This is a genomic window from Sulfitobacter sp. IGS-18 (assembly GCF_059628195.1).
In genome coordinates this window covers 3089968-3108094 of sequence record NZ_CM184556.1, presented here as the reverse complement: position 1 = coordinate 3108094, position 18127 = coordinate 3089968, and the positions used below count along the sequence as shown (strand labels likewise).

Here is an 18127-nt window from a genome sequence, read left to right as displayed (position 1 = left end):
CCTTGAGAAACCTGAAAATTTCCCTCAACAATGGAGGACTGCACAGGCTGACAGATCAGGAGTTCGCGTGTCCCTCTTTCTTATCGTTGCCCTGCCCTTTCTGGGTGCTTTGTTGCCCGGAATAATGAATTCGGCGGGGCGCTCTGCCTGTGCTGGCGTGACATTCACCGTGACCCTTGCCGCCCTTGTGGGGCTTTTGACCAATTTGCCCGCTGTGCTGGCGGGCGATGTCGTCACCGCCGGGGTGGACTGGCTGCCCATGCTGGGCATGAATTTCAACCTGATGCTGGATGGTCTGGGCTTCTTCTTTGCCGCGCTGATCCTGGGGATCGGGCTGCTGATCATCACCTACGGGCGGTTCTACCTGTCGCGTGACGACAATATGGGCGAGTTTTTCACCTATCTGCTGCTGTTCCAGGGCGCGATGGTGGGCATCGTGATGTCCGACAACATCCTGCTTTTGCTGGTCTTCTGGGAGCTGACATCGCTGTCGTCCTTCCTGCTGATCGGCTATTGGAAGCATCTGCCCGAGGGCCGCGAAGGCGCGCGGATGGCGCTGACCGTGACCGGCATGGGCGGGCTGGCGATGATCGGGGGGATGCTGATCCTGGGCCAGATCGTGGGCAGCTATGACCTGAGCGTGATCCTGCAGAACCGTGAGATCATTCAGGACAGCCCGCTTTATCTGCCGGCGCTGATCCTGATCCTGCTGGGCTGTTTCACAAAATCGGCGCAATTCCCGTTCCATTTCTGGCTGCCCCATGCCATGGCGGCACCGACGCCGGTCAGCGCCTATCTGCACTCCGCCACGATGGTGAAGGCAGGCATATTCCTGATGGCGCGGATGTGGCCGGTGCTGTCGGGCACGCCGGAATGGTTCGTGATCGTGACCTCTGCAGGCCTGATCACAATGGTGCTGGGCGCGGTGATCGCGCTGTTCAAACATGATCTCAAGGCGCTGCTGGCCTTTTCCACGGTCAGCCACCTTGGGCTGATCACCATGTTGCTGGGCACCGGCACCGCCTTTGGCGCGATGGCGGCGGTGTTTCACATTCTCAACCACGCGACGTTCAAGGCCGCCTTGTTCATGTCTGCCGGGATCATCGACCACGAAACCCATACGCGTGACATCCGCAAGCTGGGGGGCTTGCGCCATCTGATGCCAATCACCGTTGTGATGGCCACGCTGGCCGCGCTGTCGATGGCCGGTATTCCCTATCTGAACGGGTTCCTCAGCAAGGAAATGATGCTTGAGGAAGCCTCGCATACTGTCCTGTTCAACACCGGCTGGCTGGTGCCCGCGCTTGCGGTGATCGGTTCGCTGTTTTCCGCCGCATATTGCTTCCGCCTGATTTCGCATACCTTTCTGGGGGCCAAGCGTGACGATTATCCGGCGCATCCGCATGATCCGCCCTTCGGCATGTGGGCGCCGCCCGCATTGCTGGTGGTGCTGGTGGTCGTGATCGGGGTGGCGCCCTTCCTGGTGCAGGACTTCGTCTTTCTTGTGGCGCGCGCGGTGATCGGCGGGGTGGCCCCGCTGGATGTGCATTACATCAAGATCTGGCATGGTCTGACGCCCGCCCTTTACATGTCGATTGCGGCAGTGGGTGGCGGGTTGCTGGTGCTGGCGTCATTCCGTCCGCTGCTGCGGGTCTGGGATGCGGCACCGCGCCCAGAGGCCAAGGTGATCTTTGAAGCCGTGATCGCGGGGGCGGTGGCGCTGGCGCGCTGGGTGATCCACGGTCTGCATAACGGCGCTTTCACCCGCTATGCGGCGATCATGGCCGTGACGGTGGTGGCGCTGGGCTATCATGGCTGGCGGACGGGGTCAGTAGGGCCCGCGACGCGCAGCATGCAGACCGCCGGAGCAATCGAGATTGCAGGCTGGGCGATGCTGGTGGCGGCAACACTGGGGCTGGTGTTCCTGCACCGCAACCGCCTGTTGTCGCTGATCCTGATCGCCATCGTCGGGCTGATGGTTTCGGTCGGTTTTGTCGTCTTCAGCGCGCCGGACCTGGCGATGACCCAGCTTACCGTCGAGGTGGTGACGATCATCCTGCTGCTGCTGGCGCTGAACTTCCTGCCGAACCGGACCCCCATCGAAAGCACCGTGCTGCGCCGGATGCGCGATGTGGCGGTGGCGCTGGGCGGCGGGATCACGGCGGCGCTGATGTCCTGGCATTTCCTGCTGCGCGATACCGTAGCGCCGTCGATCTCGGAATTCCATCTGGCCAATTCCTACAAGGGCGGCGGCGGCACCAATGTGGTGAACGTGATCCTGGTGGATTTCCGGGGGTTTGATACCTTTGGCGAGATCATCGTGCTGGGGATCGCGGCGCTGCTGATCTATGCCCTGACCGAAACGCTGCTGGACGGCCCGGTGCGGGCGCGGCTGCTGAACCGCAAGCCGGACCAGCCGCGCGCGGGGGACATGCATCCGATGATGATGGTGGTGCTGACCCGCGTGATCATGCCGGTGGTGCTGATGGTGGGTTTCTACATCTTCCTGCGGGGCCACAACGAACCCGGCGGCGGGTTCATTGCCGGTCTGGTCGTCTCCATCGCCGTGGTGATGCAGTATATGGCCAGCGGCTTCAGCTGGGCCGCCGCGCGGCAACGTTATCCCTATCACGGGATCATCGGCGCCGGCGTGCTGGTGGCCGGGCTGACCGGCATCGGGTCGTGGTTCGTGGGCAAGCCCTTCCTGACCTCGGACTATACCTATGTCCGCATTCCGCCCTTCCATGAATTCGAGCTGGCCACCGCGGCGCTGTTCGACCTGGGCGTGTTCCTGGCCGTGGTCGGCGCGGTGATGCTGTCGCTTGAGAGTTTCTCGCGGCTGGCGCGGCGCGCCCATGTGCCGGATACGGAACATGCGATGGACATCGATCCCTCGCGCGATCCGGCCGATCCTGCCAACCCCAAGCTGGAAGGGGGGCTGTAAGATGGAGTTCCTTGTTGCTTCCGCCATCGGCGTCATGACCGCCGGAGGATTGTACCTGGTCCTGCGTCTGCGGACCTTTCCGGTGATCATGGGAATGTCGCTGCTGACCTATGCGGTCAATGTGTTCCTGTTCGCTTCGGGACGGCTGACCATCGGTGCCCCGCCGATCCTGACGGATGCGGAGCGCTATACCGATCCCTTGCCGCAGGCGCTGGTGCTGACGGCGATCGTGATCTCCTTTGGCATGACGGCAGTGGTGGTGATGATCGCGCTGGGGGCCTACCTGGGCGCGGATGACGATCACGTGGACGATCCGGCCCCGGCCAAAGACGGGTCGGAGGGCGCAGCATGAACCACTGGATCATTGCCCCCGTCGTTCTGCCCGCCATGCTGGCCCCGTTCATCGTGCTGGCCGCGCGCTATCACATCGGCATCCAGCGGGTGTTCTCCGTCGCCGGGGTGCTGGCGCTGATCACCATTGCCGCCGGTCTGACCTGGCAGGCCTCGGACGGGACGGTCACCCTGTACCAACTCAGCGACTGGGCCGCGCCCTTTGGCATCGTGCTGGTGGGAGACCGGCTGAGCACGATGATGGTGCTGCTGACCGCTGTGCTGGCATTGTTCGTGCTGCTTTATGCCATCGGGTCGGAATGGGACAACCGGGGGCGGCATTTCCATGCGCTGTTCCAGTTCCAGCTGATGGGCATCATGGGCGCCTTCCTGACCGGTGACCTGTTCAACCTCTTTGTGTTCTTCGAAGTTCTGCTGATCGCCTCCTACGGGTTGATGATCCACGCGGGCGGGCATGTGCGGCTGCGGGCCGGGGTGCAATATGTGCTCTACAACCTGCTTGGCTCCACCCTGTTCCTGTTCGCGCTGGGCGCGCTCTACGCCCAGACCGGGACGCTGAACATGGCCGATCTGGCGCAGCGGGTGACGATGATCGACGGGGCCGAGACGGTGGGCATCCGCATCGCCTCCGTCATGCTGCTGCTGGTCTTTGCGATCAAGGCGGCGCTGGTGCCGCTGCATTTCTGGCTGCCGTCGAGCTATGCCGAGGCACCGGCCCCGGTGGCGGCGCTCTTCGCGATCATGACCAAGGTGGGGGCCTATGCGATCATCCGGGTCTATACGCTGATCTTCGGCCCGGATGTGGCGGTGACGGAAGGGCTGCACGGGCTGTGGCTGATGCCGCTGGCGCTGATTTCGCTGGCCATCGGCATGATCGGTGTGCTGGCGGCGCGGCGGTTGCACCGGCTGGTGGCCTTTTCGGTGATCGGGTCGATGGGGATGGTGATGGTGTCCATCGCCCTGTTCACACCGGCCGGCATCGCGGCGGCGCTTTATTATATCGTGCATTCCACGCTGGCGGCGGGGGCCTTGTTCCTGATCACCGATCTGACCCGCGCGGGCCGTTCCGATCTGAACCTGACAGCGCAGCCTCCGGTGGCCGGTGGGCCGCTGACAGCGGCGATGTTCTTTGCCGCCGCGATTGCCATGGCGGGGCTGCCGCCGCTGTCGGGTTTCGTGGGCAAGCTGCTGATCCTGGATGCCGGCTATGCCAGCGGCTGGGTGGTCTGGATCTGGGCGGTTGTGCTTGGCTCCAGCCTGATCTCGGTTATCGGGTTCTCGCGCGCGGGCAGCACGCTGTTCTGGAAGTCGCGAAGTGTCGTGGTGCCCAGCGATGTGGCCGACGCGGAGGACAGCAAGAGCGCGGAAAACCGTGAAGCCACGGCCAAGGACGATGGTTCTGACGTGCCAAGTTTCCTGTCCTACGGTGCGGTCAGCGGGCTGTTGGTGCTGCTGGTGCTGCATACGGTTCTGGCCGGGCCGATCTACCGTTTCACGGAGGCGACTTCGGCACAATTGTTCGCGCCCTCGCGCTATATGTCCACGGTGCTTGAGACCAAGGGCAAGCTGACGCGGCCCAAGCCCGAAGGATATGACAACGGTCATGCGGATGAGGGCCACGGGGCCGGGGATGCAGGCCATGGCGAGACCAAAGAGGAGGGACATTGAGATGATGCGTGCCTTGCGATGGCTGCTGCCACATCCGTTCCTGACGCTGCTGCTGGTCGTGGTCTGGACCCTGCTGCAGAACGGCATCTCGGCGGGTATGGTCGTTTTTGGTCTGATCCTGGGGATCGTGATCCCCATTGGTACGGCGCAATGGTGGCCGGATCGGCCTGGCAAGATCAGGGTTTTCAGGATGCTCAGCTATTGCCTGCTGGTGATGTGGGACATTCTGGTGGCCAATGTGCAGGTGGCCTGGATCGTGCTGACCAAATCCAATGCCGCGATGCGGCCGGCCTGGGTTGTCGTCCCGCTGGACCTGCGCCAGCCCGAGGCGATCACGATTCTGGCCGGCACCATCACCCTGACCCCCGGCACCGTTTCGGCGGACCTTTCGGACGAGGGGCACAGCCTGCTTGTACATGCGCTCGACGCGCCTGATCCTGATGCCGTGCGCGATGATATCAAGCACCGCTACGAACGCAGATTGAAGGAGATTTTCGCATGACCCTTGCTCAGGAGGTGATGCAATGGAGCCTGGTTGCTGCCTTTGTTTGCGTGGCGCTCAGCCAGTTGGGGGCGATGGTCCGGCTGGTGATCGGGCCGTCAACCGGCGACCGGATCCTGGCGCTCGACACGATGGTGGTGAATGCCATCGGGCTGATCGTGCTGCTGGGGGTCGCGCAGGGCACCGGCATCTATTTTGAGGCGTCGCTGATCATCGCCATGCTCGGCTTCGTGTCGACCGTGGCCTATGCGCGCTTCGTGCTGCGGGGGGACATCATCGAATGACCCTTGCCGTGATCGGAACATATGCCGTGGCCTTCTGCCTTGTCGTGGGCGCGTTTTTCGCCCTGGTGGCGGCGATAGGCCTGCTGAAACTCAACGGTTCCATGACCCGACTGCACGCCCCGACCAAAGTTGGTACGGTCGGCATCGGGGCGCTGCTGCTGGCGTCGATGATCCACTCTTACGTTTACGCGGAAGGGTCGATGCATGAGCTGCTGATCATCGCGTTCCTTTTTGTGACCGCGCCGATATCCGCCAATTTCATTGCCAAGGTGAACATTCACAAGCGCGCTTGCGACATGCCGCCAAGCCCCCGGCAGGACAAGACCTGGTCGACCCTTAATGTCCCGGAGGCTGATCTGGAGATTGAGGAAACAGGGACCGACCAGCCCCGCTAGAGCGCCCCGCCTTAAACGTGAATCGCCGATACCCTGCCGCGCTGCGCGCTCTCGGGACATCGGCGATACGGGGTGTATCAGGTTAAAGGCGGGACGCTGTAAAACGTCATGCGAAAAACCTGCATCACGTAACGCTGCCTGAAATCAGAGATTTCAACGCGCTACGTGATGCCTGATGCTTCAGGTATTTCGCCAGACCCTATAAGGGGCTGGCTTTGTTGTTCAGCGGGTTTCTGACAGCAGCGTCTTGATCTCGGCCAGTTCCGCCCGCAGGGCGTCAACCTCGGCCAGTTTGGCCTGCTGCGCGCTGATCACGTCTTCCTGATCAAGCGTATAGAGCGTCAGTTCCTCGACCTTTTTCAGCAGGGCCATCTGCATTTCGCTCATGTCGACGCCATTGGCCTTGATCTGCGCCTCAGAGGGGACTTCGGGCAGGTGGCTGTTGGTGTCGATGAAGGCCCGGACCTCGGCCAGCGGGCGCAGCACGTAATCATCAGCGAACACGTAGTCGGGCACGTTGACCTGGGTATTGTTGATCACCAGACGCCCCGTGATGTTCACCTCGTCCGGCAGACCGTTGCGACCGATGCGGATCAGGTTGTTGTTGGCGGTATTGTCGATCTTGACCGGCGTATTGCCACCCACAAGACCGATATTCAGACGCCCCGAAGATTGCTGATTGCGGAATTCCCAGGTCGTGCTGACGGTGCCGCTCTGCTTGAGTTCGAGGGTCGCATCGGCGGTAGCTGCCTCAACCAAAAGCGCCGCCTTTGTGGTACTTGTCCGGCGAATATGAAGGCCGGCCTGCGGGTTGTCCGTACCCATGCCGATATCGCCATTACCTTCTTTGATGAAGAGCGAGTCTTCAGGCGCGTTGGGTCTGATCCGGAAAGACAGCTTGCTGCCATTTGTCACGTCCCGGACAAAGAAGTTTGCTTCGTTGCCCGCAAGGTCCCAGGTCTGCGCCGTAAAACCGGAGCTGCCGTCCTGCTCCAGCCGCAGGGCTGGCGTATTGCCGTCCACGGCATGCAGTTCGACCGCAGGGTTGGTGGTGCCGAGGCCAACATCGCCATCGCCATCAATATACATCGCATTGGAAATTGCGCCCGCTTCGATGTTGAAAACACGCCTGCCACTCGTTGCGTCGTCGATGCCAAAGTAGTTTGCACCGCCATTGCCGGTATCGTTTATGACAATGCGCCAGTCGTTGCCGGGAAAGGAAGCCGAGGCGCTGGTGTCGTCAAAATGCACACGCAGGTTGTTTTCCTTGAGCCGCACCGTGTCGAAACCGAAGTTTTCACCGTTTACACAATCAAAGCCGACACAGAGGCTGCCCTGTATAATGACGTCTGTTGCAAAAACCTGCTGCGCGCTTGCGGCACCTGTCAGGGTCATCAAAGCGCCGGCGGCGACAATGGTGCTGGTGCGGTTAAAGGTGTTTTTCATTTTTCTCTCCTGGCGCTGGGAAGCGCAATTATAGCACAGTTTGCTGTCGCTCTTTGATGTTTTTGATATTTCAGAGTTAACATAACGGGGTTGGGCGTGACAGAGAACACAGTTTTGCCCAATTCGTCCCGCGTCGCAGGAATTATCACCTTGTGCTGGGTTTTGGCCACAGTTGGGTGGCCAGGCGCCCGGCTTCGGCAGGGCGCGTGGTTGTTATTTGCCGGGCAGCTGCGCCCAACCCCCGATTTCACCGGGCTTCGACAAGGGTCTCAACCATTGCGCGCAGTTGTGCGATTTCCTCTTGCTGGGCTGACAGCTGCTTGTCCTGCGAGATGCTGTGCAGGGTCAGTTCCTCGATCTTTTCGAGCTGGGCCAATTGCATCCGCGTCATGTCCAGCCCGGTTGCCGCGACATCGGCGGCAGAAGGAACACCGGGCAGATGCCCGTTTTCGGCAATGAACTGATCGACTTCGGCCAGGGTCTTCAGCTTGTAACCGGGTTCGAACACATAGTCCGGGACATTCATTTCGGTGTTGTTCACCACCAGCTTGCCGGTGACGACAACTTCATCCGGTCTGCCGTTGCGGCCCAGCCGCAGCAGGTTGTTATTGGCGGTATTGTCAATCTTGAGCGGCGTGTTGCCCCCGGCGATCCCGACATTCAGGCGGCCCGAATCCTGCTGGTTGCGGAATTCCCATGTGGTGGGGGTCACGCCATTCTGGCGCAGGCGGAAGGCGGAATCCGAGCCGCTGCCCGCGGCGTCAAACAGCGCGAAGGCATCGGTATTGTCAGCCGTTGTGCGGATGTGCAGCAATTCCTCCGGGGCATTGGTGCCCAGACCGATGAAACCGTTGCTCTCGATGCTGAAGCTGTCGCTGGGCGCGCCCGGTTCGATCCTGTAGGGGGTCGTGCTGTTGGAAATATCGGTCACGTAAAAGGCGTTGTGGTTGGCGTTGATGTCCCAGACCTGCACGGGCGCGCTGCCGCCGCGCTGGTCCATGCGCAGGGTCACGGTATTGGCGTCCACCATATGCAGTTCACGCAGTGGCATTGAGGTTTTCAGGCCGATGCGCCCGGTAGGGGCCATGAACAAAGCGTTTTCCGGTGCGCCTGCGGACAGACGAAAGATCTGCGGCCCGCGCGTCGCATCCTGGATGGCAAAGTATTCGTCCGATCCGCTGGCGCTGTCGTTGATCATGATGCGCCAGTCGTTGTCCGGGCTGCTGGAGGAGGACACATCGTCAAAGTGGATGCGGATCGTGTTGTCCTTGACCCGGAAATCGTCAATCCCTGCAATATCCTGATCTGCACAGTTGAAGCCGACGCAGAGAAAGCTGCGGATGGTCGGATTGTCCTCGCTGAGGACTTCAGCCTGGGCAAGGGCGGGCAGGGTAGCCGCCGCAATCGCGGTGGCGCGCAGGTATTTGGTGAAGGGCATTGTTGGTCCTCTTTACTGGTTACTGGCCTGTGGGGTGAAGTGGTGAACAAGGGGTGCCAATGCCTCTGTCCGGTGGTTCTGTTCAGCCACCTTGTCGTTGACCGGCAGCGCAGTTTCCGCAGCAGCCGACCCCGCAGCAAATAATGTGCAGGCTGCAATAGCGCTGCGGGCGAGGGTGCTTGGGCTGTTCATCTGTTTGCGCCACCTTTGGTCGTGATCCAGTGGCTACATTAACCAACGGTTTGGCCTAAAATGGGCGAGGGGAAGGCATATGGGCGGCAAATCCGTTCAGAATTTGCCGCCCATATGGCGTAAAATGGTGTGGTGGCTGATTGTCGTCAGTCCTGGATTGCCGTGACCAACCGGCGCAATTCCGCGATTTCTTGTGCCTGCGCTGCGCGGGCATCTTCCAGCGCCAGGGTATAAAGCGTCAGCTCCTCGACCTTTTTCAGCAGGGTCATCTGCATCTCGGTCATATCGACCCCGGACGCAGCAATATCCGCGGCCGAGGGCACATCGGGCAGGTGACTGTTGGCCTCGATGAAGGACCGGACATCGGCCAAGGGGCGCAGGGCATAGCTGTCATCGAAAACGTAGTCGGGCACGTTCAACTCGGTGTTGTTGACCAGAAGCTTGCCGGTGACGACCACTTCGTCCGGTTTGCCGTTGCGGCCCAGCTTCAGCAGGTTGTTGGCCGCTGCATTGTCGATCTTCAGCGGTGTATTGCCGCCCGCGATGCCGACGTTCAGGCGACCGGAATCCTGCTGGTTGCGGAACTCCCATGTGGTGGGGATGACACCGTTCTGGCGCAGGCGGAAGGCCGCGTCAGAGCCGCTGCCATTCGCATCGAACAGCGCGAAGGCGTCCGTGTTGGCCGCGTCGGAGCGGATGTGCAACAGTTCTTCGGGTGCCGCCGTCCCGACGCCGACAAAGCTGTCGTCGCTCAGAACGAGGGTGCTGTCGCTGGCCCCGGCGCGCACCACGAATGGCACCCGGTTGCCGGTAACGTTTTTCACGAACCAGTTCAGGTTGTTGGATTGCATTTCCCAGTTGTAGGGGCTGGCGCCGCCGTTCTGCATCCGCAGGCTGACGGGGGTGCCAGAGCTTACAATATGCAGATCGCCCTGCGGCAGGCTTGTCCCCAGGCCGATATCGCCATCGTCTGCGATCCAGAAGCTGTTTTCCGGGGCGCCACCGATAATTGTAAAGGGGATCACCGGTATTTCCTCACCGGGTGTATCGCCTTCATCCTGAATGGAAAACCGGTCCAGCCCGCCGACCGTGTTATCATTGATCTGAATCCGCCAGTCACGCTTGGGGATGCTACTCGTTGTCGTACTGTCCTCAAAAACGAGGCTTGGATCGCTCCAGCGTAGTTTCAGCGGTGGCTGGCCCGGGGCGCCTACAGTGGAGTCGTCACAGGCATTCCCGATACACATGCGCCCGTCAAAGAGTGAGAGTGACGCGCTGAAATCGTTTGTACCAAATCCGTTTTGGTCGATCTCTCCGCTGATGATCAGATCGTCCCCGGTCAGGTCTTGGGCCAGCACTGGCATCGCGGCAAGAGCAAGGGCAAACCCGGAAGCAAACAGACGTGAATGGATCATTGAAATTGTTCCTTTTGTTCAGCCGTCGAAACGGCGCTTTAAAGTTGTGAATATGCAGGTAACGCTAAGCGCCTGGTGCTGACCCGTCCATGAAAAGAAATTGGTCAGCGGGTGGCGCGCATATCCTCGATCAGTTCTTCCAGTCGTTCTATCCTCGCGCCCTGTGCCGTGTTGGTCTTGTGCTGCTCGATACTGTGCAGGGTAAGCTCTTCGATCTTTTCCAGGTCCACCATCTGCATCTGTGCCAGATCAAGTCCCTGTGTCGTGACATCACGGGCAGCGCAGACGCAGGCCATTATCAGTTCCCCGCTGCGGCTACTCTGCGACAAGCGCCTCCAGCGCGGCTTCGAGCCGGGTGATCCGTTCTTCCTGCTCCAACGTGTAAAGCGTCAGTTCCTCGATCTTTTTCAGGTGGACCAGCTGCATTTCGGCCATGTCCAGACCGCTTGACCTGATCTGTGCTTCGGAAGGCACCTCGGGCAGATGGCTGTTGGCGTCAATGAATGCCTGAACATCAGACAGCGGGCGCAGGGCGTAATCCTCGGCAAAGACGTAATCCGGCACGTTCATCTGGGTGTTGTTCACCACCAGCTTTCCGGTCACCACCACCTCGTCCGGGCGGCCGTTGCGGCCCAGTTTCAGCAGATTGTTGTTGGCGGTATTGTCAATCTTGAGCGGCGTGTTGCCTCCCGCGACCCCGACATTCAGGCGGCCTGAATCCTGCTGGTTGCGGAATTCCCAGGTCGTGGGCGTGACGCCGTTCTGGCGCAGAAGGAACGCCGCGTCGGAGCCTGTGCCATTGGCATCGAACAAGGCGAAGGCGTCGCTGCCGGTCGCGTCGGAACGAATGTGCAGCAGCTGTTCGGGGGAATTGGTGCCGAAGCCGACAAAGGCTGTGGCGCCATCGACGAACATTGCATTGTCGTTCACATCGCTGCCGATCTGGAAATCCTTGTCGAAATTGCCCGCGTTCACCCGGACCCCGCTGTTGAGGATCTGCAACGCGCCAAAAGCGCTGTCATTGGCCACTTCGAACGGGATCGCGCCGGTCGAAATCCGGGTAAACAGGCCATCTGCATCCACTCCCACCTGAAAAGAACGCACACCCGCATTCGTGGGTGCAAGCAACACGTCGGCTGTGTCCGCGCTGGAAATGTGCAGATCAGCTTGCGGAATGGCCGTGCCCAGGCCCACCTGGCCGCTGCTGGCCACCACCAGCGCATTCTCCGGCGCAGCGCCCAGAACCGAAAAGGGAATGGTGCCGTTGGTGACATCCTCGATAGCGAACCGTTCCAGTCCGCCGGACGCAACTGGCGGCACATCATTGATCAGCAGTTTCCAGTCCCGGTCCGGGTAGGTTGCCGAGGATGTATCGTCAAAAATCACGCCGTTGTTTGTATCGGAAACAATGACCGCGACATCTGTCGCAAAAGTTACGTCCAAGGTGCAGCCGTTACCGATGCAGACATCCCCGTCCAGAACGGAGTTGTCGGTGACAAACAGGTCGGCCTCTCCCAAATCATTGTCGGATATACTTACACCGTTGAGGAAATTGTCCTGGGCGCTGACAGCCATTGGAAAAAGAAAAACGGTCGTGGCGATGAATTTGATCGAACGCATGATGTTCCTTTCGCACGGCGGGGGAAAGGCCGGGCAGAATGATCCAGTGGAATGAATTAGAAGGAAATTACCCCGAAATATTGGGCGAGGGTAAGGAACCAGACATTCGGCTGTCAAGAAATTTGGCGTTCTTCTATTTGAACGTGTGTAACGCGCCCAGCAGATCCAGCAGCTTTTCGTAATTGTTTTCGCCAAGGGTTGCACGAATACGCTGGGCGATGCGCAGGGCCTCGTCAAGATTGTCGTCGATCACCTGCTGGCCGGTGGGCGTGATCGCCAGCATCTGGCGGCGGCGGTCACCATTGTCGCGGGTGCGGGTGACATAGCCGCGGTCCGACAGGCTGCGCACGATGCGGGTGAGGCTGGGCAGCAGCAGGCTGGCGCGGTCCGCCACTTCGGTCGCGTCGAGCGTGCCGCCTTCGGACAGGACACGCAGCACCCGCCATTGCTGTTCGGTGATCCCCGTCTCGCTCAGCATCTCGCGGATCGGGGCCATCACCGTTTCCCGCGCGCGGATCAGCGCGATCGGCAGGGACCGGTCGGTTGCGGGCAGGGTCTCTGAACTGGCGTCTTTGGGCTTGGTCACACGGGAACCTGCTGGCTGGTGGGATGGGTTCATCTGGTATCTTACGGGTGGCAGTGCAAGGCTATATTACTTTCCATGCTAACTAAATGGGGTGTGTTGCATCCGACTGGGTCACGGCCCCACGGGGCCGCTGGCTATGGCCTGTTTCGGGGCGGCCGGGGTGGTCGGAATTGCCTGCGCGTGATCGGTTGACAAGGCCTGTGCGGCAGGTGACCGTCGCGGCCTCGGCATTTGGCTGTTGCAAAGGGACCGCGCGATGACATTCCGCCTGTTTTCGGACAAGAACCGTCCGGTCCACATGGGGCCATACCCCACCGAGCTGCTGGCGCGGGCCGGGCAACTACCGGAGCTGTCAGCGGTGCCGCCGATGGCGCAGCTCAGCTTTGAACGGTCTGATGATCCGCTGTCGATCCTCAATGCGATGCGCGAGCATCAGGCGATGCTGGACGCAATCCGCGACGGGCTGATCAATCGGGGCATATCCGAGGTGCCGGAGGACTTGCAGGAGCGTGCAAATCATTTGAAAGCCTTTGGATATTTCTCTGACGCGGCGGTGGTCGGCGTATGCAAGCTGCCTGCGGAAGCGGTGCTGGAAACCCCCTTTCGCAACCCCGACATCGACCGGCTGGCGCAAGACCTGCGCACCCGCCAGACCAAAACACTGGCCTCGGGCATCGACATGATCATGGCCGACCTCAAGGAATCGATGGAGGCGCCGCCGGGCACGATTGACGGCCACACCCATGCGCTGGTCTTCCTTTACGAGAACCCGCGTGACGTTGAGGCGGGCGAAGCCGGGACCACCTGGATCAGGGAGGCGCAGGCGCATCGGGCAGGGTTGCTCGCGGCGGAAACCGCCGTGGTGCTGGCCAATTACCTGAGGGTGCTGGGCTTTGACGCACGGGGGCATACGGTCTCGACCTCGGATGTTGATCTTGGCCGGCTTGCGGTTGCCGCGGGGCTGGCGACGGTGGAGGACGGCGCGCTGCACCACCCCTATATCGGCGGGCGCTTCGGTCTGGCGGCGGTGACGACCAGCTTTGCCATGGCCCCGGACCGGCCACTGGCACCGATGTCGGCGCAGCCTGCCCCGGCCTTTGGCGTGCGGTGGAAACTGGGCACGGGTTTTCGCAAGAATGCGATGAACGCGGTGCCCTATGCCAAACGCCGGTTCGTGGATGGCGCGCATCCTTTCGAGCGCCTGAAACGGGTGGAGGACCCCACCACCTATATCGACGAGGCGCGGGTGGCGCGGGTGCCCAAGCGGACCGACATGTTCGCCCGCGCGCAGTTCGGCGACATGGGCAAGGCGCTGCAGGAGGGGGCCAAGGGCGGATACTATGTGCGCAAGGCTGCGCCTTCGACCGCGCAACGGCGGGCGCTGGGGGCTTTCGTGTTGTTGCAGGATGGCGCCCCGGCGGATCGGAAGGTCACGCTGGACCCGGCGGAGGCCGCCGATCTGGTCAAGGCGACCTGCTATTACCTTGGCGCGGATGCGGTCGGCATTTCGCGCTGCCCGGACTGGGCGTGGTATTCGCATGACGCCACCGGCGCGCCCATCGACCCGCCGCATGATCAGGCGGTGTCGCTGATCATCGACCAGGGCTACGAGACGATGGAGGGCGCCTCGGGCGACGACTGGATCAGCGTTGCGCAGTCGATGCGCGCCTATTTGCGGTTCTCGCTGATTGGTGGCGTGGTGGCGAAACAGATCCGCAACCTCGGCTACAGCGCCAAGGCGCACACGGTGATGGATGGCGAGGTGCTGCAGCCGCCGCTCTTGCTGCTGAGCGGGCTGGGCGAGGTCAGCCGCATCGGCGAGGTGATCCTGAACCCCTATCTGGGCCCGCGCCTGAAATCTGGGGCGATCACCACCGATTTGCCGATGGCGCATGACAGACCCATCGACTTTGGCCTGCAGAAATTCTGCGAGTCCTGCAACAAATGCGCGCGGGAATGTCCTTCGGGCGCGATCACCGCCGGGCCGAAGCTGATGTTCAACGGCTATGAGATCTGGAAATCCGACAGCCAGAAATGCGCCACCTACCGGATCACCACACCCGGCGGCGCGATGTGCGGGCGCTGCATGAAGACCTGCCCCTGGAACCTGGAAGGCATCTTCAAGGAAGCCCCGTTCCGCTGGGCCGCGATGAACATTCCCGCAGCGGCCCCGGCGCTGGCGCGGCTGGATGATGCGGTGGGCAATGGCGGGCTGAACCCGGTCAAGAAATGGTGGTGGGATCTGGAGATCGCGGAAGACGGCGGCTACCGTCCCACGGACAAGCCAGTGAACGAACGGTCCCTGCAACGGGATCTGGACCTGAAGTATGAGGACCAGACTCTGGCGGTCTATCCCGCACCACTGGCCCCGCATCCATATCCGTACCCTGACCCGATGGACCGGGAGGCGGGGATCGAGGCCTACCGCGCGATGATCACGGCCGAGGAATATCAGCGGCGTCTGGCGGCGGGCGATGAGAGCATGGTGCACCGCACCACCGATGCCGCCGACAGCCCGGTGATCCATGTAGAGATCACCAAGGCGGAGAAGATGGCGGCAGGGATCACCAAATATGAGTTTCAGCCTGTGGGCGGGGGTGATCTGCCGCCCTGGCAGGCGGGGGCGCATCTGGATATCGTGGTGGCGCCGGAATTCCTGCGCCAGTATTCCATGTCGGGTGATCCGGGCGACTGCAGCACCTATCAGATCGGCGTGCTGATGGAGGATGCGGGGCGCGGTGGATCGAAACTGCTGCACCGGATCTTCAGCGAGGGGCGCAAGGTCTTCATCTCGCACCCGATCAACCATTTCCCGCTGGATGCGGAAGCACCGTTCTCGCTGCTGATGGGCGGCGGGATCGGGGTGACACCGATGATCGCCATGGCGCATGAGCTGCACCGCGCGGGGCGCGATTTTGCCCTGCATTATTCCGGGCGGTCACGCGGCAGCATGGGGTATCTGACGGATCTCGCGGCGGTGCCCTGGGCCGACAGGGTGCATCTGCACATCACCGATGAGGATACACGCGCCGATCTGGGCACCGTGATGGGCGGCCTGCCTGCGGGCGCGCATGTCTATACCTGCGGGGCGGATCGCTACATGTCGGCGGTCATGGCGGCGGCAGAGGCGGCGGGCGTGCCGGAGGAGGCGCGGCATCTGGAGTATTTCTCGGTCCCCGAAGTGCCGGAATATGTGAACCACGAATTCACCCTGCGGCTGGCGCGCTCGGGGCGCGACCTCGCCGTGCCTGCCGGCAAGAGCGCGACGGACGTGCTGGCGGAAAATGGCATCCATGTGGACGTGAAATGCTCCGACGGCATCTGCGGCGTGTGCAAATGCGGCCTGGTCTCGGGCGCGGTCGAGCACCGCGATTTCGTGCTGTCCAGGGCGCAGCGGCAGGATGCAATCATCCTGTGCCAGAGCCGGGCGGCAGAGGCCGGTGGCGTGGTCGAAGTGGACCTGTGATTATTTCGCCGCCGCCAGCGCCGCGCGGATCACCTCGCGGTCGCCGATGTGATTGCACAGCACCAGAATCAGCCGCGCGTTGAGCGCATCGGACTGCTCCTTGCTCAGGCCCTCATGGGCGCGCAGCAGCTCGTCGTAAAATCCGTCCTGGTCGGGGATGTTCGGGGTCAGTGTCACAGACATCAGCTGTCCTTTCCGAGGGCGCGGCCAATGGCGCTGGCGATGGCATCCGCGTCGAAACCGGGCCAGCGGGCCACGACATGCTGATCGGGGCGGATGAGATAAACGGCCTGTTTCGCGTCACCAAGGTAGCGGCGGATCAGCGCGTCGGAGGGGTTGGCGATTTCCATCACAGCCGCGTCAATGCCCTGCGCGCTCAGCGCCTCTGCGGCGCAGCCCAGAGCGAGGATGGTGAAGGTGCCGCCGAGGTTGTCCAGCAGGAAGCCGTCTTCGACCGGCGCATCGACGCAGGCCGCGCCGGGGCGGGTGACCGCAGGGCCATTCAGCGCATCGGGGCCGAAATGCGGAAATCCGTCATAGGTGCATGGCACCGACAGGCGTCCCGAATTCACCAAGGGCCGGGCAAAGGTATGCCGCTCTGCCAGGGTCAGCACCGCGTCACGGAAGAGTCGGCTGGTCTGGGTCTTGGGCGTCAGAAAGTCGGTGGCACGGGTCGAATTCAGGATGTTCTCATCGGCGCCGAATTCACGTTCGGTGGCATAGCTGTCGAGCAGGCTGTCATCGGCCAGCCCTTTCAGCACAAGATCAAGTTTCCAGCCCAGGTTGTCCGCATCCTGCACACCGGAATTGGCCCCGCGCGCACCGAAGGGCGAGACCTGGTGCGCGCTGTCGCCTGCAAAGATCACGTTGCCATGTCGGAAAGACTTCATGCGACGGCATTGGAATGTGTAGATCGAGGTCCATGCCAGCTCGTATTCCGGCACGGTGCCGGTCTGGCTGGACAGCATGGCATCGACGCGGGCGCGGATACGCTCCGGGTCCAGCTCCGCCTTGCGGTCGATGTCCCAGCCAAGCTGAAAGTCGATGCGCCAGATGTCGTCGGGCTGCTTGTGCAGCAGGGCGGACTGGCCGGCGCCCTCGAAGGGCGGATCGAACCAGAACCAGCGTTCGGTGGGGAAGTCGGCCTTCATGTGGACATCGGCGATCAGGAAGTTGTCCTCGAACACCCGGCCATCGAAGGTCAGCCCCATCATCTCGCGCAGGGGAGAACGCGCGCCGTCGCAGGCAATCAGGTAGTCGGCCTCGATCCGGTAGGGGCCATCGGGGGTGTCGACCTCCAGCGTGGTAAACCCGTCCTGCGGCGTGATCGCGGTGACCTGGTTTGCGCCCCGTATCTCGATCGGCGCGCCAGTGGTCCGGGCTTTTTCGATGGCTTCCACAAGGTCGCGTTCGAAATAGGGCTGCTGCAGATTGATGAAGGCGGGGTAGCGGTGGCCGTCTTCGGGAAGAAGGTTGAATTCGTAAACCTCACTGTCTGCGTGAAACACCCGGCCCACGTTCCAGACCACGCCCTTGTCCACCATCGGCTGCGCCGCGCCAAGACGATGCGCGATGTCCAGCGTGCGCTTGGCAAAGCAGATCGCCTTGGACCCAAGGCCAGCGCCCTCGTGGTCGTCCAACACCAGTACCGGGGTGCCCTTGAGCCCGAGATCAAGCGCCAGGGTGAGGCCGATGGGACCGCCCCCGACGATGACCACCGGGTGCCGCACCGGGGCCTGCGATTGCGCGGGGACCTGGTGGTAGGGGTAGAGCTTGAAAGCAGTCTGGTATCTCACGGCAACCATATCGATCCTCCCTGG

15 protein-coding genes are annotated in these 18127 nt (G+C 61.9%); 7 read left to right on the top strand and 8 right to left on the bottom strand.

Annotated elements, in window-relative coordinates; genetic code table 11:
* Positions 1-67: 67 nt before the first annotated feature.
* From ACWNZ3_RS14965 to mnhG, 6 genes are read left to right on the top strand one after another with little or no spacing between them, the layout of a single operon-like run.
* The gene (locus tag ACWNZ3_RS14965; RefSeq protein ID WP_496900433.1) at positions 68-2944 is read left to right on the top strand and encodes a monovalent cation/H+ antiporter subunit A; all 2877 of its coding nucleotides are present in this window, start codon (positions 68-70) and stop codon (positions 2942-2944) included.
* A gap of 1 nt (position 2945) precedes the next feature.
* Positions 2946-3296, top strand: a complete 351-nt coding sequence (locus tag ACWNZ3_RS14960; protein ID WP_269361463.1) for a Na+/H+ antiporter subunit C — start codon at positions 2946-2948, stop codon at positions 3294-3296.
* Positions 3293-4963: a monovalent cation/H+ antiporter subunit D gene (locus ACWNZ3_RS14955; protein ID WP_496900432.1), complete on the top strand. Its 1671-nt coding sequence runs from the start codon at positions 3293-3295 to the stop codon at positions 4961-4963. The genes ACWNZ3_RS14960 and ACWNZ3_RS14955 overlap by 4 nt, the downstream gene beginning before the upstream one ends.
* Position 4964: 1 nt before the next feature.
* Positions 4965-5465, top strand: coding sequence for a Na+/H+ antiporter subunit E (locus tag ACWNZ3_RS14950; protein WP_269361460.1), 501 nt, complete (start codon positions 4965-4967; stop codon positions 5463-5465).
* On the top strand, positions 5462-5749 hold the full coding sequence (locus ACWNZ3_RS14945; protein ID WP_114275295.1) for a K+/H+ antiporter subunit F: 288 nt from the start codon (positions 5462-5464) through the stop codon (positions 5747-5749). The genes ACWNZ3_RS14950 and ACWNZ3_RS14945 overlap by 4 nt, the downstream gene beginning before the upstream one ends.
* The gene (mnhG, locus tag ACWNZ3_RS14940) at positions 5746-6144 is read left to right on the top strand and encodes a monovalent cation/H(+) antiporter subunit G (protein ID WP_114275294.1); all 399 of its coding nucleotides are present in this window, start codon (positions 5746-5748) and stop codon (positions 6142-6144) included. Before ACWNZ3_RS14945 ends, mnhG begins: the two co-directional genes overlap by 4 nt.
* A gap of 222 nt (positions 6145-6366) precedes the next feature.
* On the opposite strand, the gene ACWNZ3_RS14935 is transcribed toward mnhG, so the two are convergent.
* The 6 genes from ACWNZ3_RS14935 to hpaR form a co-directional block, all read right to left on the bottom strand.
* Complete coding sequence (locus ACWNZ3_RS14935; protein WP_269361457.1) at positions 6367-7590, bottom strand: hypothetical protein; 1224 nt, start codon at positions 7588-7590, stop codon at positions 6367-6369.
* A 247-nt stretch (positions 7591-7837) separates the two neighbouring features.
* Entirely contained in the window at positions 7838-9028 is a 1191-nt protein-coding gene (locus tag ACWNZ3_RS14930) for a hypothetical protein (RefSeq protein WP_269361455.1), read from the bottom strand.
* 338 nt (positions 9029-9366) lie between these two features.
* On the bottom strand, positions 9367-10635 hold the full coding sequence (locus tag ACWNZ3_RS14925; protein WP_496900431.1) for a hypothetical protein: 1269 nt from the start codon (positions 10633-10635) through the stop codon (positions 9367-9369).
* A gap of 104 nt (positions 10636-10739) precedes the next feature.
* A complete protein-coding gene (locus ACWNZ3_RS14920) occupies positions 10740-10931 on the bottom strand; it encodes a hypothetical protein (protein WP_274573963.1) in 192 nt (63 codons plus the stop codon).
* 19 nt (positions 10932-10950) lie between these two features.
* Complete coding sequence (locus tag ACWNZ3_RS14915) at positions 10951-12255, bottom strand: hypothetical protein (protein WP_496900430.1); 1305 nt, start codon at positions 12253-12255, stop codon at positions 10951-10953.
* Positions 12256-12388: 133 nt separating this feature from the next.
* Positions 12389-12841 carry a homoprotocatechuate degradation operon regulator HpaR gene (gene hpaR, locus ACWNZ3_RS14910; RefSeq protein ID WP_496900429.1) on the bottom strand — a complete coding sequence of 151 codons (453 nt, stop codon included), beginning with the start codon at positions 12839-12841 and terminating at the stop codon, positions 12389-12391.
* Positions 12842-13097: 256 nt separating this feature from the next.
* Here hpaR and ACWNZ3_RS14905 point away from each other — a divergent pair, with 256 nt between their 5' ends.
* Positions 13098-16307 carry a 2Fe-2S iron-sulfur cluster-binding protein gene (locus ACWNZ3_RS14905; protein WP_496900428.1) on the top strand — a complete coding sequence of 1070 codons (3210 nt, stop codon included), beginning with the start codon at positions 13098-13100 and terminating at the stop codon, positions 16305-16307.
* Here the strand turns inward: ACWNZ3_RS14905 and ACWNZ3_RS14900 are convergent, their stop codons facing one another.
* Both ACWNZ3_RS14900 and ACWNZ3_RS14895 read right to left on the bottom strand, forming a co-directional pair.
* A complete protein-coding gene (locus ACWNZ3_RS14900; RefSeq protein ID WP_114275286.1) occupies positions 16308-16490 on the bottom strand; it encodes a DUF2783 domain-containing protein in 183 nt (60 codons plus the stop codon).
* Positions 16490-18112 carry an FAD-dependent oxidoreductase gene (locus tag ACWNZ3_RS14895; protein WP_496900427.1) on the bottom strand — a complete coding sequence of 541 codons (1623 nt, stop codon included), beginning with the start codon at positions 18110-18112 and terminating at the stop codon, positions 16490-16492. The genes ACWNZ3_RS14900 and ACWNZ3_RS14895 overlap by 1 nt, the downstream gene beginning before the upstream one ends.
* Positions 18113-18127: the final 15 nt, after the last annotated feature.